The sequence below is a fragment of the Mycolicibacterium brisbanense genome (assembly GCF_001570425.1).
In the GTDB taxonomy this organism is placed as follows: domain Bacteria; phylum Actinomycetota; class Actinomycetes; order Mycobacteriales; family Mycobacteriaceae; genus Mycobacterium; species Mycobacterium brisbanense.
Genome location: NZ_BCSX01000046.1, coordinates 51,771 through 67,152 on the forward strand (window position 1 = coordinate 51,771; position 15,382 = coordinate 67,152).

14 protein-coding genes are annotated in these 15,382 nt (G+C 68.3%); 1 reads left to right on the plus strand and 13 read right to left on the minus strand.

Annotation, left to right across the window (positions count from 1 at the left end; all coding sequences use genetic code 11):
• Positions 1 to 13: 13 nt before the first annotated feature.
• Genes smc through RMCB_RS26740 form a run of 3 tightly spaced genes read right to left on the minus strand, consistent with a single transcriptional unit; the run spans position 14 to position 4,343 of the window.
• A complete protein-coding gene (smc, locus tag RMCB_RS26730; RefSeq protein ID WP_062831172.1) occupies positions 14 to 3,604 on the minus strand; it encodes a chromosome segregation protein SMC in 3,591 nt (1,196 codons plus the stop codon).
• A gap of 26 nt (positions 3,605 to 3,630) precedes the next feature.
• A complete protein-coding gene (locus RMCB_RS26735) occupies positions 3,631 to 3,927 on the minus strand; it encodes an acylphosphatase (protein WP_062831173.1) in 297 nt (98 codons plus the stop codon).
• The gene (locus RMCB_RS26740) at positions 3,924 to 4,343 is read right to left on the minus strand and encodes an OsmC family protein (protein WP_029372128.1); all 420 of its coding nucleotides are present in this window, start codon (positions 4,341 to 4,343) and stop codon (positions 3,924 to 3,926) included. The genes RMCB_RS26735 and RMCB_RS26740 overlap by 4 nt, the downstream gene beginning before the upstream one ends.
• 157 nt (positions 4,344 to 4,500) lie before the next feature.
• On the opposite strand from RMCB_RS26740, the gene RMCB_RS26745 reads away from it, so the two are divergent.
• Positions 4,501 to 5,142 carry an Rv0361 family membrane protein gene (locus RMCB_RS26745; RefSeq protein WP_029372130.1) on the plus strand — a complete coding sequence of 214 codons (642 nt, stop codon included), beginning with the start codon at positions 4,501 to 4,503 and terminating at the stop codon, positions 5,140 to 5,142.
• Position 5,143: 1 nt separating this feature from the next.
• On the opposite strand, the gene mutM is transcribed toward RMCB_RS26745, so the two are convergent.
• The 10 genes from mutM to RMCB_RS26795 form a co-directional block, all read right to left on the minus strand.
• On the minus strand, positions 5,144 to 5,998 hold the full coding sequence (gene mutM, locus RMCB_RS26750; protein WP_062831174.1) for a bifunctional DNA-formamidopyrimidine glycosylase/DNA-(apurinic or apyrimidinic site) lyase: 855 nt from the start codon (positions 5,996 to 5,998) through the stop codon (positions 5,144 to 5,146).
• 3 nt (positions 5,999 to 6,001) lie between these two features.
• The gene (gene rnc, locus RMCB_RS26755) at positions 6,002 to 6,694 is read right to left on the minus strand and encodes a ribonuclease III (RefSeq protein WP_029372133.1); all 693 of its coding nucleotides are present in this window, start codon (positions 6,692 to 6,694) and stop codon (positions 6,002 to 6,004) included.
• Positions 6,691 to 7,278, minus strand: coding sequence for a YceD family protein (locus RMCB_RS26760; protein ID WP_062831175.1), 588 nt, complete (start codon positions 7,276 to 7,278; stop codon positions 6,691 to 6,693). The genes rnc and RMCB_RS26760 overlap by 4 nt, the downstream gene beginning before the upstream one ends.
• Positions 7,279 to 7,336: 58 nt before the next feature.
• A complete protein-coding gene (gene sepIVA / locus RMCB_RS26765) occupies positions 7,337 to 8,074 on the minus strand; it encodes a cell division protein SepIVA (protein ID WP_029372137.1) in 738 nt (245 codons plus the stop codon).
• Positions 8,075 to 8,222: 148 nt separating this feature from the next.
• Positions 8,223 to 8,711 (minus strand): pantetheine-phosphate adenylyltransferase, encoded by a 489-nt coding sequence (gene coaD / locus RMCB_RS26770; RefSeq protein ID WP_062831176.1) that lies wholly within the window; start codon positions 8,709 to 8,711, stop codon positions 8,223 to 8,225.
• 11 nt (positions 8,712 to 8,722) lie between these two features.
• Complete coding sequence (gene rsmD, locus RMCB_RS26775; RefSeq protein ID WP_072278550.1) at positions 8,723 to 9,277, minus strand: 16S rRNA (guanine(966)-N(2))-methyltransferase RsmD; 555 nt, start codon at positions 9,275 to 9,277, stop codon at positions 8,723 to 8,725.
• Positions 9,274 to 12,693: a pyruvate carboxylase gene (locus RMCB_RS26780; RefSeq protein ID WP_062831178.1), complete on the minus strand. Its 3,420-nt coding sequence runs from the start codon at positions 12,691 to 12,693 to the stop codon at positions 9,274 to 9,276. Before RMCB_RS26780 ends, rsmD begins: the two co-directional genes overlap by 4 nt.
• A 49-nt stretch (positions 12,694 to 12,742) precedes the next feature.
• Complete coding sequence (locus RMCB_RS26785) at positions 12,743 to 13,369, minus strand: vitamin K epoxide reductase family protein (RefSeq protein WP_062831179.1); 627 nt, start codon at positions 13,367 to 13,369, stop codon at positions 12,743 to 12,745.
• Positions 13,366 to 14,238, minus strand: a complete 873-nt coding sequence (locus RMCB_RS26790; RefSeq protein ID WP_062831180.1) for a DsbA family protein — start codon at positions 14,236 to 14,238, stop codon at positions 13,366 to 13,368. The genes RMCB_RS26785 and RMCB_RS26790 overlap by 4 nt, the downstream gene beginning before the upstream one ends.
• 34 nt (positions 14,239 to 14,272) lie before the next feature.
• A complete protein-coding gene (locus tag RMCB_RS26795; protein WP_062831181.1) occupies positions 14,273 to 15,370 on the minus strand; it encodes an alpha/beta hydrolase in 1,098 nt (365 codons plus the stop codon).
• Positions 15,371 to 15,382 lie beyond the last annotated feature (12 nt).

Genomic DNA, 15,382 nt, shown 5'->3' on the forward strand with positions numbered 1-15,382 from the left:
ACGAACCGGTCGGTCACGACCCGGCGCTGGACACCAACTCCTGGCCACGCATGCGCTGGGAGATCACCGTGGTGATGCCGTCGCCGCGCATGGTCACGCCGTAGAGCGCGTCGGCCACCTCCATGGTCGGCTTCTGGTGCGTGATCACGATCAGCTGCGACTTCTCGCGAAGCTGCTCGAACAGGCTGATGAGCCTGCGCAGGTTGACGTCGTCGAGGGCGGCCTCGACCTCGTCCATCACGTAGAACGGCGACGGCCGGGCCCGGAAGATCGCGACCAGCATCGCCACGGCGGTCAGCGATTTCTCGCCGCCGGAGAGCAGCGAGAGCCGTTTGATCTTCTTTCCGGGCGGCCGGGCCTCGACCTCGATGCCGGTGGTGAGCATGTCGTCGGGGTTGGTCAGCAGCAGCCTGCCCTCACCGCCCGGGAACAGCGTGGAGAACACCTGCTCGAACTCGCGCTCGACGTCGGTGTAGGCCTCGGTGAACACCTGCAGGATGCGCGTGTCGACGTCGGCGATGACGTCGAGTAGATCCTGACGGGCCGCCTTGACGTCTTCGAGCTGGGTCGACAGGAAGTTGTAGCGCTCCTCGAGCGCGGCGAACTCCTCCAGCGCCAGCGGGTTGACGCGGCCCAGCTCGTTGAGTTCGCGTTCGGCCTTCTTGGCGCGGCGTTCCTGCGTGGGACGGTCGAAGGGCATGGGTGCCGGTGCGGTGACCTGCTCACCGCGCTCCCGAGCCTGCTCGTATTCGGCCATCTCCAGCTCGGTGGGCGGCAGCGGCACCTGCGGGCCGTACTCGGCGATCAGGTCGGCTGTCGGCATCCCGAACTGGTCGAGGACCTGAGCCTCCAGCTGCTCGATGCGAAGGGAGGCTTGCGCTTTGGCCACTTCGTCGCGGTGCAGCGCGTCGGTCAACTGGTTGATCTTGGCGCCGAGCTCGTTGACCTCGTCGCGGGATTTCGCCAGAGCGGTAGCGCGCATCTGACGCTCGGTGGCCAGCCCGTCACGAGCGCGGCCAGCCGCTGCCACCACAGTGCTCAAACGTTGCGCCACAAGGCGTCCCGACTCGGCGACGGCCGCAGCAACCTTGGCGGCGTGCTCGCGGGCCTCGCGGGCGCGCAGTGCCCGCACCCTGGCCTCGCGTTCGGCCGCGGCCGCCCGGCGCAGTGAATCCGCCCGTCCGCGAACGGCATTCGCGCGTTCCTCGGCGGTGCGGACCGCCAGTCTGGCCTCCACCTCGACCGAGCGGGCGGCGTCGGCCGCGGCCACCGACTCCTGCCGGTCGACCGGTTCGGCCTCGAACATCGGGGCCTGCTCGGCCCCGTGCAACCGCGCCTCGAGTTCGACGAGTTCTTCGACGGTCTTGGTGCGGCCGGCTTCGAGTTCGTCGCGCTGTTTGATCAACCGCTTCCACTCGTCCTCGGCGACGCGGGCGTCCTGACCGAGGCGGCCCAACTGCTCGTAGATCGACGAGATCGCGGCGTCGGATTCGTTGAGGGCGGCCAGGGCCTGCTCGGCGGCGATCTGGCGCGCGGACTGCTCGGCCAGCGCCCCGGACAGGGCTGCGGCCAATTCCCCCGTCTGCTTCTCGGCGGCTTCGAGTTCACTGCGGGCCTTGTCGATCTCGGCGGCGATCTCCAGCGTGCTGGGCTTGCGGTCGGATCCGCCGCTGACCCAGCCTGCGCCGACCAGGTCGCCGTCGGCGGTGACTGCGCGCAGCTCGGGACGCTGTGACACCAACCGCAGTCCGGCTGCCATGTCGGAGACCACCGCAACCCCGGACAGCATCGCCGCGATCGCGCCGCGAAGCCGGTCCGGGACCGTGACGACGTCGGCCGCCCAGATCGCGCCGTCGGGCAGCGCCACGGCCGGCGACGACCCGTTGACGGGCCAGTCGCCGAGCAGGATCGCGGCCCGGCCGCCGTCGGACTCCTTGAGGGCGGCGACGGCTGACGCCGCGGCACCGAAGTCCTCGGCGGCCAGCGCGTCGGCAGCCGCTCCGAGGACTGCCGCGACCGCGACCTCGTAGCCGCCGCGGACCTTGAGGAAATCCCCGATCGAGCCGAAAAGGCCTGAGCCGCTGCGGTTTTTCTGCAACCAGGCAGCCCCGTCACGGCGGTCGAGGCCGACCGAGAGAGCTTCGATGCGGGCTCGCAGCGACGCGACCTGACGCTCTGCGCTGCGCTCGGCGGCCTGCAGTTCGGCGACGCGTTCGTCGGCCAACCGCAGGGCGGTCACGGTGCGATCGTGGTGGTCGTCGAGGCCCACTTCCCCGGCGTCGAGTTCGCCGACGCGGCCCTGCACGGTCTCGAACTCCGCCTTGGTCTGCTGGACCCGGGTGGCGGCTTCCTCGATGTTGACCGAGATCCGCATCACGCTTTCGTCGATCGACTCGACCCGGGTGCGCATGGTGTCGACCTGCCCGGACAGCCGGGCCAGCCCTTCCCGACGGTCGGCCTCGGCGCGGGCCGCGGCCAGATGCGCGCGCTCGGCCTCGGCCGCGAGGCGTTCCCGCTCGGCCAGTTCGGCGCGCGCGGTCTCGAGCGCGATGCGCGACATCTCCAATTCGCCGAGCAATTCCATCTCGAGCTCGGCGACCTCTTCGGCCTCCGCCTCGAGTTCGTCGGGGTCGCGCCCCGACGAGGTTTCCGGCTCCGCCTCCAGCAGCTGGGCCCGATCGGTGGCGATCCGCACAGTGGCGCTGACCCGCTCGGCCAGCGCGGAGGCGCGGAACCAGGTCTGTTGTGCGGCCTCGGCGCGGCGCGTCAGTTCGGCGACCGCCGCCTCGTGGGTGTCGTGCTCGACGGTCGCGGCCTCCAGCCGAGCGGCGACCACCTCATGCTCGCGGCGCAGGGTGCTCTCTGCCTGGTTGGTGTTCTCGAACTCGGTGCGCCGGGTGACCAGATCGTCAGCCGCCAGCCGCAGCCGTGCGTCACGCAGGTCGGCCTGGATGGTCGCCGCGCGACGTGCCATCTCGGCCTGGCGGCCCAGGGGCTTGAGCTGACGGCGCAGTTCGGTGGTCAGGTCGGTGAGCCGGGCCAGGTTGGCAGCCATCGAGTCGAGCTTGCGGACGGCCTTTTCCTTGCGTTTGCGGTGCTTGAGCACGCCCGCGGCTTCCTCGATGAACGCGCGGCGGTCCTCGGGGCGCGACTCCAGGATCTCGGCGAGCTTGCCCTGCCCCACGATGACGTGCATTTCCCGGCCGATGCCGGAGTCGCTGAGCAGCTCCTGCACGTCCATCAACCGGCAGCTGCTGCCGTTGATCTCGTATTCGCCCGCACCGTCGCGGAACATCCGGCGGGTGATCGACACCTCGGAGTACTCGATGGGCAGCGCGTTGTCAGAGTTGTCGATGGTCAGGGTGACCTCGGCACGGCCCAGTGGCGCGCGAGAACTGGTGCCGGCGAAGATGACGTCTTCCATCTTGCCGCCGCGCAGCGTCTTGGCGCCCTGCTCACCCATCACCCAGGTCAGCGCGTCGACCACGTTGGATTTACCGGACCCGTTGGGGCCGACGACGCACGTGATGCCCGGTTCGAAGCGCAGAGTCGTCGGCGAGGCGAAGGACTTGAAGCCCTTCAGCGTCAGACTCTTGAGGTGCACGGCGACTTACCCTACCGCCGAGTCGGCTACCGCTCGTGAAAGCCCGTCATCGGTGTGGCCGCCTCGGACCAATCGACGACGACGTTGTCCACCGCACCTGGGGTTTTACCGCTCTGCAGCAGGTCGAGCAGACGCTCACACGCGGCCCGCGGACCTTGCGCCACGACGTGGACGCGGCCGTCTGGGCGGTTGGAGGCAAACCCGGTCAAACCCAGTTCCAGTGCCCGAGCCCGGGTCCACCAGCGGAACCCCACGCCCTGGACGTGCCCGTGCACCCAGGCACTGAGCCGCACCTGGTGCTGCGGGGGTTCCTGATCGGTCACGCGCTCGTGACCTTGTCCACAACCTCGAACGTCACCTCGGTGCCCGATTTCAGCGTCCGCCCGACGGTGCAGACCTGGTCGATCGCGCGTTCGACAACCGTCAGCAACCTGGCCCTGTCGTCCTCGGACAGCCCGGACAGGTCGACCTCGAGTTTCTCGGCCAGCAGCGGATACCGCTCCTGTTCGCGGTCGGGCGGCCCGGTGACCCGGATGGTGGTGGCGTAGTCGTCGCCGAGACGACGCCGCAGCGGGGCGTCGCTGCTCATCCCACTGCACGCCGCCAACGCGATCTTCATCAGCTCGCCGGGGGTGAACACGCCCTCGACGTCTTCACTTCCGACCAGCACCTCTGCGCCCCGGGAGCTGCGCCCGGTGTAGCGACGTACGCCGGTGCGCTCGACCCACAGTTCCGTCATGCGGTATTTCTACACGCCGCGACGACCGGCTATTCCCCCAGGGAAGGCCCGCCACCGTTCGTGGTTCTCACATAAGCCAGGCGGCCCGGCTCTGCGGCCGTGTGGTAGGCCGGACGGGCGATAAACTCGACGCACCGCCGTTTTGTTGAGGAGCACGATGACATATCCGTCCGGACCGCACGACCCGTGGGCGCAGCACCAGCCGCCCCAGCCGTACGGGCCGCCGCAACAGTACGGAGGTCCCCAGCAGTATCCCGGGCTGCCGCAGTTCGGTGCACCTCAGTACGGCGGTCAGCAGTTCGGCGCTCCGCAGTACGGCCAGCCTCCCTACGGCTACGGCATGCCGCCGCAGCACCCCGGCGGCAGCCGCAAAGGGCTGATCATCGGTGGCGCCGTCGCGGCGGTGGTGGCTGTCGCGGCGATCATCGGCATCGTGATCGTCATGATGATGCCGTCCGGCGACGAGCGCGCAATCGGCCAGCTGCTCAAGAACATCGGAAATTCCGGCGGCAGCATCTCGGACATGAAGAAATACGTGTGCGCCGGCGACCGCAAGATTCTCGACGCCCTGGACACCAGCGGCCTGCAGAAGTACGGCATCAACGTGCCCACGCCCACCATCAAGGCGCCGTCAGGGTCAGCCAAGATCAGCGATATCAAGGTCAACGGCGACCGGGCCACGGCCAAGGTGGAAGCCGGCGGCCAAACCAACACCATCTATTTCCGCAAGGAGAGCGGCGACTGGAAGCTGTGCACCACCGATTCGCCCGGGCTGGCGAATCTGCCGTCGCTGCCCTGACTTAGCGCCGGGTCCGCGGGCGCGGCTGGCACTTCGGGCAGTAGAACGACGACCGGTTCATGAACTTGTCCCGCTGCATCACCGCACCGCACCGCCGGCAGGGCTCACCTTCGCGGCCGTAGGCGTCCAATGATCGCTCGAAATACCCGGATTCGCCGTTCACGTTGACGTAGAGCGAATCGAACGACGTGCCGCCTTGGCCCAGCGCCTCGGTCATCACGTCGGCGGCCGCGTCGAGCAGCTCCCCGAGCCGGGCGCGCGGCAGCGCCGACGCCAACCGCGCCCCGTTCAGTTTGGTGCGCCACAGCGCCTCGTCGGCGTAGATGTTGCCGATACCCGATACCACGGTCTGGTCCAGCAGCTGGCGTTTGATCTCGGAATGCTTGCGCCGCAACACCGTAACCACGGCATCGCGGTCGAAACGGGGATCGAGCGGGTCACGGGCGATATGCGCGACGGGTTGCGGAACCTCGGAGCCGTCGACGTCGACCAGGTCGGTCAACTGCCAGCCGCCGAACGTCCTCTGGTCGACGAAACTCAGCGCGGTGCCGTCGTCGAGCAGCGCAGCGATCCGCAGATGACGATCATCGGCAATGGGGCCCAACAACATCTGCCCACTCATACCGAGGTGCACCACCAAGGCCGCCCCGTCGGAAAGCGTCAGCCACAGGTACTTTCCGCGCCGGCCCGTACCGGTGACCCGAACGTCGAGCAGTCGGGCGGTCAAATCGGCGGGGCCTGCCTCGTGCCGGCGCACCGCCCGCGGATGATGCACGCGCACCGCGGTGATGGTCTTGCCCGCGACATGCTCCTGCAGCCCCCGCCGAACGACCTCTACCTCAGGGAGTTCGGGCACCGATCACCCACCGTCGAGCGCCTGCCAGGCCGCCGCGGCAGCCTTCAGTTCGGCTTCTTTCTTGGTGCGGCCCACTCCGCTGCCGTACTCGACCTCACCGACCACCACCGTGGCGGTGAACTCCTTGTCGTGATCGGGACCGGTCGAGGTGACCAGGTAGCCGGGCGCACCCATTCCGCGTGCGGCGGTCAGCTCCTGCAGGCTGCTCTTCCAGTCCAGACCCGCCCCCAAAGTCGGTGCGGTGTCGAGGAGTTCGCTGAACAGCCGCAGGATCACCTCGCGGGCGGTATCCAGGCCATGCTCCAAATAGATTGCGCCGAGCAGCGATTCAACGCCGTCGGCGAGAATGCTGGATTTGTCGGCGCCACCGGAGTTTTCCTCACCTTTGCCCAGTAACAGGTGGGCACCGAGGCCGCCGTCGCTGAGTCCACGGCCGACATCGGCCAGCGCCTGGGTGTTGACGATGCTGGCCCGCAGTTTGGCCAGGTCTCCCTCGGACCGGTCCGGGTGACGGTGATACAGCTCCTCGGTGATGGTGAGCCCGAGCACGGCGTCACCGAGGAACTCCAGCCGCTCGTTGGTGGGCAGGCCGCCGTGTTCATACGAGTAGCTGCGATGGGTCAGCGCAATGGTCAGCAATTCACTGGGAAGCACGACCCCGAGTGCCTCCAGCAGCTGTGCATGCGCTTCACTCATGCCTGATGTTGATCCCCACCGTCGGGCGGCAGCAGCGTGGCCAGCTTCGCCCACCGCGGATCGAGCTGCTCGTGGTGATGCCCGGGTTCGGCGGTGGCCAGCGGGACGCCGCACTGCTGGCACAGTCCCGCGCAGTCCGGCCCGCAGAGCGGAGAGAACGGCAGCGCCAGGCCCACGGCGTCGATGATGGGCTGCTCGAGGTCGACGGTGTCATCGATGACCCGTCCCATCTCGTCGGATTCTGTGGTCTCGTCGGTGGCACTGTCGGGGTAGGCGAACAGTTCGGTGAGGTCGATCTCGATGTCGCCGGTGACCGGCGTGAGGCATCGGGCGCATTCACCGACCGTCGGTGCGGCAACCGTTCCGGTCACCAACACCCCCTCCGAGACAGATTCCAGCCGCAGGTCCAGCTCAAGTGGTGCCCCCGCCTCGATGGCGATGAGTTCCACACCGATGCGTACCGGGCTCGGCACCGTTTCGCGGTGAGTCATCATCGAGCCGGGTCGCCGGCCGAGTCGGGAGATGTTGATGACCAGCGGCGACCGTGGATCGCGGTGCCTTCCGGCGTTTGCGTGCGTCGCCATGCAGCAATCCTACGGCGACCGGGTCAGCCGAAAATAACGCCTACGGCACCCGGGGCGGTCACCGCGTGGCGTAGTCGTGCGTTCCGGCCGCGGTGCGTAGCTGGTGACGGCCGCGGCCGACCGAGCGCAGCGTTCCGTTGAGGAATTCCTCGAACTCGGCCAGTTTGCTGTCGACGTAGATGTCGCACTCGCCGCGCAGCCGGTCGGCTTCGGCATGTGCAGCGTCGACCAGCCGGGTCGCCTCTGCGGTTGCCGTCGCGACGATTTCGGTCTGCGACACCAGTCGCTGCTGCTCCTTGATGCCCTCCTGGACGGCCTTCTCGTACGAGAGGTTGCCGCTTTCGATCAGACGATCGGCTTCGGCCTTGGCCCGCCCGGTGCTGGCCTCGTATTCCCGCTTCGCCGCAGCGCTGACCCGCGCGGCCTCCTCGCGCGCCTCCCCGACCATGCGTTCGCTGTGCTGGCGGGCCTCGGCGACCATGCGATCGGCCTGCGATTTGGCGTCGGCCAGCAGGCGGTCCGCTTCGCTCCTGGCGTGGTTGATCATGCCGTCCGCGTCGGCGTTGACCTTTGCCATCACGGACTCGGAGTGTTCCTTGGCCTCGCGCAGCAGCGAGTCCCTGGCGTCGAGCACGTCCTGCGCGTCGTCGAGTTCGCCGGGGATGGCGTCCTTGATGTCGTCGATCAGTTCCAGGACGTCCCCGCGCGGAACCACGCAACCCGCGGTCATCGGTACGCCACGCGCTTCTTCGACGATGGCGCCCAGCTCGTCGAGCGCTTCAAAAACTCGGTACACGGCTATACCCTCCAGGCGTCGTTGTTAGTGACCAGTGTGCCTGGTGTTACGCCTGTGACTGGGGAGGATTGCCGGTGTGTCGCTACCGGCCGCTTCCCGCCCAACGTGAGCTTGTATGCGAGATTCCGGCGAAATCGCACACACAAGCTCAGACTGAGCGGCTTCCGCTCAGCTTTACCTGCAGCCGCCGGTTGACCGGTTCGGGCAGCAGAGCCGAGACGTCACCGCCCAGTGACGCCACCTCCTTGGCCAGCGACGACGATACGAACGAGTACCGCGGCGTGGTGGCGACGAAGAAGGTGTCGACCCCGGCCACGTGCTTGTTCATCTGCGCCATCTGCAGCTCGTACTCGAAGTCGGTGCCCGTTCGCAGTCCCTTGACGATGGCCGTCAGCCCCCGCGATTTGACGAAATCCACCACGAGCCCCTGCCCGGATTCGACGCGCAGGTTCGGGAGGTGCTCGGTCGATTCGACGATCATCGCGATGCGCTCGTCGAGGTCGAACATCCCTTTCTTGTTGGGGTTCACCAGAACCGCGACGACGACCTCATCGAACTGCGCGGCGGCCCGTTCGAAGATGTCGACATGGCCGAGGGTGACGGGGTCGAAGGATCCTGGGCATACGGCGCCACTCATGAGGCAGCACGCTACGCGAGTTCGGCGAACTCCACGCGGGTGTCCCCGTAGCGACGCTCACGCCACGGGTCCCAGCCGTCCGGCCAGCGCACCGAAGGCCCCGACGCTGCCCGTTCGATGACCATCACCGTGCCCGGCCGCACCCAGCCGGCGGCAGTCAGCCCGGCGACCAGCGCTTCGACGTCGGCGACGGCGACCTCATAGGGCGGATCGGCGAACACCAGGTCGACCGGACGGGCCGCGGCGCCTGCGACCACGGTCGCCACCGGCGCGCACCGCACCGTCGCCCCACTCGCGCCGAGCGCGGCGATGTTGTCGGCGATGACGGCAGCGGCCCGCCGATCGGACTCGACGAACAGCGCCGACGCCGCGCCACGCGAAAGTGCTTCCAGCCCAAGGGCACCCGAGCCCGCATACAGATCGAGCACGGCGACACCGTCGAGGTCGAGACGGGCCGCCAGCACGTTGAACAGCGACTCGCGCACGCGGTCCGTGGTCGGCCGCGTGCCCCGGGCGGGCACCGCGATGCGGCGCCCGCCATAGCTGCCGGAGACGATGCGGGTCAGGCTGATTCCTCGGTGGCTTCGCTCCTGCCCGACGAACCCACCACCACCAGCAGGTCCCCGCCTTCCACCTGGCCGGTCGGTGCGACGGCCACGCGAGATACGGTGCCGCCCTTGGGCGCGGTGATCGCGGCCTCCATCTTCATGGCTTCGATCGTGGCGATGGTGGCGCCGGCCTCGACGACGTCACCGACCTTCACGTTGACGGTGACCACACCGGCGAACGGAGCCGCGACATGGTCGGGGTTGTTGCGGTCGGCCTTCTCGGCGGCCGGGACGTCACTGGCGATGCTGCGGTCACGCACCAGCACCGGACGCAGTTGGCCGTTGAGAATGCACAGCACCGTGCGCATTCCGCGTTCGTCGGCATCGGAGATCGCCTCAAGCCCGATCAGCAGCTGGACACCCTTCTCCAACTCGACCCGGTGCTCCTCGCCCTGCCGCAACCCGTAGAAGAACTGGTTGGCACTCAATTGCGAAGTGTCGCCGTACTCTTCGCGGTGCGCCTCGAATTCCCTTGTGGGCCCGGGGAACAGCAAACGATTCAGGGCGGCCTGGCGTTTCGGCCCGGGCGTGGCCAGCAGCGCCTCGTCCTCCGCCGACAGCGGCTGCTCGGGCTTGGCCGGACCCCGCCCCGCCAAAGCCTTGGTGCGCAACGGTTCCGGCCACCCGCCCGCCGGGTCGCCGAGTTCGCCACGCAGGAAACCGATGACACTGTCGGGGATGTCGTAGCGGGCCGGGTCGGCGGCGAATTCATCGGCCGTCACGCCGGCACCCACCAGGGCCAGCGCCAGATCCCCGACCACCTTGCTCGAGGGAGTCACCTTGATCAGCCGGCCCAGCACGCGGTCGGCACCGGCGTAGGCGTTCTCCACATCCTCGAACCGGTCGCCCAGTCCCAACGCGATGGCCTGTTGCCGCAGATTGCTCAGCTGCCCACCCGGGATCTCGTGGTGATACACCCGGCCCGTCGGGCCCGGCAGTCCGGACTCGAACGGCGCGTACACCTTTCGCAGCGCCTCCCAGTACGGCTCCAGATCGCACACCGCCCGCAGGGACAGGCCGGTGTCGTACGGGGTGTGCGCGGTCGCCGCCACGATCGCCGACAGTGCCGGCTGAGACGTCGTCCCGGCCAGTGGCGCGGCCGCCCCGTCCACGGCCGACGCCCCGGCCTGCCAGGCGGCCAGATACGTCGCCAGCTGTCCACCCGGGGTGTCGTGGGTGTGCACATGCACCGGCAGATCGAACCGGGAGCGCAACGCCGACACCAACGCGGCCGCGGCCTGCGGACGCAGCAGCCCGGCCATGTCTTTGATCGCCAGCACATGGGCTCCGGCAGCGACGATCTCCTCGGCCAGCTTCAGGTAGTAGTCCAGGGTGTAGAGCTGCTCCCCCGGGTCGCTGAGGTCGCCCGTGTAGGACATCGCGACTTCGGCGATGGCCGTTCCGGTCTCGCGTACCGCATCGATCGCCGGCCGCATCGACTCCACGTTGTTGAGTGCGTCGAAGATCCGGAAGATGTCGATCCCGGTTGCCGTCGCCTCCTCGACGAACGCCGAGGTGACCAGCTCCGGATACGGGGTGTAGCCGACCGTGTTGCGGCCGCGCAGCAGCATCTGCAGGCAGATGTTGGGCACCGCTTCCCGCAGCGCGGCCAGCCGCTCCCACGGATCTTCCTTCAAGAAGCGAAGCGCCACATCGTAAGTCGCGCCACCCCAGCATTCGATCGAGAGCAGCTGCGGCATCGACCGAGCCACATACGGCGCCACCTTGAGCAGGCCCGTGCTGCGCAGCCGCGTGGCCAACAGCGACTGGTGCGCGTCGCGGAACGTGGTATCCGTGACGCCCAGCGCCGGGCTCTGAAGCATCCACCGCGCGAACCCCTCGGGCCCCAGCTCGACCAGCCGCTGCTTGGAGCCTGCGGGCGGGTCTGCCGCAAGATCCACCGCGGGCAACTTGTCCTGCGGGTACACCCTCGACGGACGCTCTCCGTGCGGCTTGTTGACCGTCACGTCGGCGAGGTAGTTGAGGATCTTGGTGCCGCGGTCGGCCGGGGTGTGCGCGGTCAGCAGCTGGGGTCGCTCGTCGATGAACGACGTATTGATGCGGCCCGCCCGGAAATCGGGATCGTCGAGCACCGCCATCAGGAACGGGATGTTGGTCGACACACCGCGGATCCGGAACTCCGCCAAGGCGCGCCGCGCTCGCACCACGGCCGTCGCGAAATCCCGGCCGCGGCAGGTCAGCTTGACCAGCATCGAGTCGAAATGTGCCCCGATCTCCGCGCCGGTGTGGGTGCCGCCGTCGAGCCGGATACCGGCACCACCGGGAGAACGGTAGGCCGTGATCCGCCCGGTGTCGGGACGGAAACCGTTGGCCGGATCCTCGGTGGTGATCCGGCACTGCAGCGCCGCGCCGCGGATCTTCACCGAATCCTGGCTCAACCCAAGGTCTTCCAGCGATTCCCCGGACGCGATGCGCAACTGGGAGGACACCAGGTCCACATCGGTGATCTCCTCGGTCACCGTGTGCTCCACCTGGATGCGCGGATTGCACTCGATGAACACGTGATGGCCACGCTCGTCGAGCAGGAACTCGATGGTGCCCGCGCACGAATAGTTGATCTGTCGAGCCAGCGCCACCGCGTCGGCACAGATCCGCTCACGCACCTCCGGATCGAGATTCGGGGCGGGCGCAAGTTCGATCACCTTCTGGTGACGCCGCTGCACGCTGCAGTCGCGCTCGAACAGATGGATCACATCGCCCTGGGTGTCGGCCAGGATCTGCACCTCGATGTGGCGGGGGTTGATCACCGCCTGCTCGAGGTAGACCATCGGATCGCCGAACGCCGATTCGGCCTCGCGGCTGGCCGCCTCGATGGCCTCGGGCAGTGCGGCGGGATCGCTCACCCGGCGCATACCGCGGCCGCCGCCACCGGACACCGCTTTGACGAACAACGGGAACTGCATACCGGCGGCCACCGCAACGAGCTCGTCCACCGACGCCGAGGGCTCGGAGGACGCCAGCACCGGAAGACCCGCCGCCCGCGCCGCCGCGATCGCGCGGGCCTTGTTGCCCGTGAGCTCCAACACCTCGGCGGACGGGCCGACGAACGTGATGCCTGCTTCCGCGCACGCCGAGGCCAGCTCGGGATTCTCCGAGAGGAACCCGTAGCCCGGGTAGATCGCGTCGGCCCCGGCATGGCGAGCCACCCGGATGATCTCGTCCACGGACAGGTACGCCCGCACCGGATGGCCGGCCTCACCGATCTGATACGACTCGTCGGCCTTGAGGCGGTGCAACGAATTGCGGTCCTCATAGGGATAGACCGCGACGGTCGCGATGTTCATCTCGGTCGCCGCGCGGAATGCGCGGATGGCGATCTCGCCACGGTTGGCCACCAGCAGTTTGGAAATCACGCGGGTAACCCTAGCCGCAGCACTGTGACGCGGTGTTACATCGGCTGCGTTACAGCAGCGTCGACCAGTAGTTCCAGAACCGCGCCGTGATCAGAAGGATCACCGCGGCGAACCACAGCGCCACCAGCGACCATCGCCACTGGTGGATGACCCGTAGCACCGCGTTGCCGTGCAGCGGCTCCAGGGCGATCGAGGAGGCCACCACCAGCAGCGGAATGGTGACCGCCCAGACCCCCATGCAGTACGGGCACAAGGCGCCGATGCGGTAGAGGCTCTGGAAGATCAGCCAGTGCACGAACACGGCCCCGAGCAGGGTGCCGGCCGCCAGACCCGCCCAGTACCAGCGCGGCAGACGCACATTCGCGACCGCGAGGACACCGGTGACGACGACGACGGTGAACCCGACGATGCCAATCAACGGGTTGGGGAAGCCGAACACCGACGCCTGGGGCGTGACCATCACGGAGCCGCACGACAGCACCGGGTTGATGCTGCACGACGGGACGTACTTGGGGTTGATCAGTATTTCGATCTTCTCGTACGTCAGCGTCAGCGCGGCGGCCAAGCCGACCACCCCGGCGATCAGCACCCATACGGCGCTGGCCTTGGCGACCTCGACGCCGGGCTGTTCGACGGACTGCGCGGCTTCTGCCTGCGACTCCGTGGTCACGGTCACGAACCCGGTTTGGCCGGGGCCGGCGAACCCGCGGAAGCAGGTTGCTGCGGTGCGGCCGGGGTGCCGCCTGCAGGAGCCGCGGGAGCGCCTGCCGCGGGAGCGGCCGGAGCACCGGCAGCCGGGGCCTGCGGCGTGACGGCGGTCAGCCCGGGCACGTCACCCACGATTTCCTTGACCTTGGCGACCAGCGCATCCGGCGTGCTGGGCTGGTAGTCCTCGCCGTTGATCCGGACCGTCGGCGTCGAGTTGATGCCCCCGGCGGCGGCCATACCCTTGACCATGTCGACGTAGGTGCCCTTGGTGATGCAGTCGGGCGCCTTGCCCGCGGCACCGGCCTGGCGGGCGAGTTCGATGAGCCGGGCGTTGTCCGGGTAGATGCCGCCCCCTTCTTGGGGCTGCAACTCCTTGGTGTACAGGGCTGTGTGGAAGCGGCGGAACGCTTCGATGGACTCGTCGGCGACGCAGTAGGCAGCCCCACCAGCGCGCGACGAGTACCCATCGCCGGACCGATCCAGGATGGCCACCATGTGGTAGTCGACGGCCACCGCGCCCGAGTCGATCATCTTGCTGATGGTCGGGCCGAAGGCGCGCTCAAGGTTGCCGCAGGCCGGGCAGAGGAAGTCCTCGTACAACGACAGCACCGCTTTGGGTTCGCTGGTGCCTTCTTTGGTCACCACGTTGCTCGCCGCCACCCGGATGGCCCTGGCCTCACCGGAAGCCGGCTTCTTGTTGCCGGTCATGACGATGTAGAGCACCAGCGCGGCGGCGAATATCACCACAACAGCGGTCAGGCCGATTTGGATCAACAGGTTGCGTTTGCGATCCGCTGCCTTCAGGTCGTACTTGGCGGTCTTCTTGGGTTTGGCCACGGCGCCAAGCGTACCGGCGGCTCGGGTGTGGGCCTCAGGCGTGGCTGAGATGTGCTCGCAGGGCAGAGATCATCGCGGTGGTCGCGGTGGCGCTGCCGCCGCCCAGCGGGAAGAAGTTGCCGAAGGCGTGGATCAGCGAGCGTTCCACGCGAAGATCGACCAACACCCCGGCCTCCTTGAGGGCGGCCGCATATCGGTTGCCCTCGTCGCGCAGCGGATCGAAACCCGCGGTGAAAACCAGGGCCGGCGGCAGTCCGGACAGGTCTGCGGCGAGCAGCGGTGACACGATCGGGTCCTCGGGGCTGATGTCGGATCCGCCGAGATAGTGCTCGAAGCACCAGTCGATATCGCGCTTGGTCAAGAAGAACCCGTCGGCGAACAACGTGCGCGAGCGGGTCTCACTGGAGAAATCCGTGACCGGGTAGAGCAGAAGTTGCAGGTCGGGCAGGGGTAAGCCGTCGGCGTGGGCCCGCTGGCTGACGACGGCGGCGAGATTGCCACCCGCACTGTCGCCGCCGACCACGATCCGTGTGGCGCCCAAGCCCGCGGCGTGCTGCAACGCCCACTGGTAGGCCGCGTAGGCGTCCTCGGCGGCGGCCGGGGCCTTGTGTTCGGGAGCCAGCCGATAGTCCACCGACAGCACCTGGATTCCGCCGTCACGGCAGATCAACCGGCACAGGCTGTCGTGCGTGTCCAGGTCGCCCAGTACGAATCCGCCGCCGTGAAAGAACACCAGCAGCGCCGACGTCGGGGCCGGGCCCGATCCGTCGGGCACGTAGTGCCGCGCAGGAATGGGTCCGGCCGGTCCTGGAATCGACATTGCGGAGACGTCGGCGCGGATCGGCGGACTCAGCAGCGACGCCTGCGCCCGCAACTGGGCGCGCGAGGATTCCACGCCGCCGTCGGGCCGGAAGTCGCCGACCAGGCCACCCAGTCCGGCGGCGCGCTGCGCCAACAGCATCATCTGCAGCGTGGAGTCCAGGGTGTTGCCGTCCAATTCCACGGGGTGGGCGCCGAGCAGCAGTCGTTTGCTCCGCTCGGGGATCCGCGGCAACGCGGCGAAGGTGAGCTGGGTCGCCCGGTGGAGCAGGACCTGCTTGGCAGTGCCCCGGCCTGGCAGACTTTCACTCATGGCAGCTCCCTC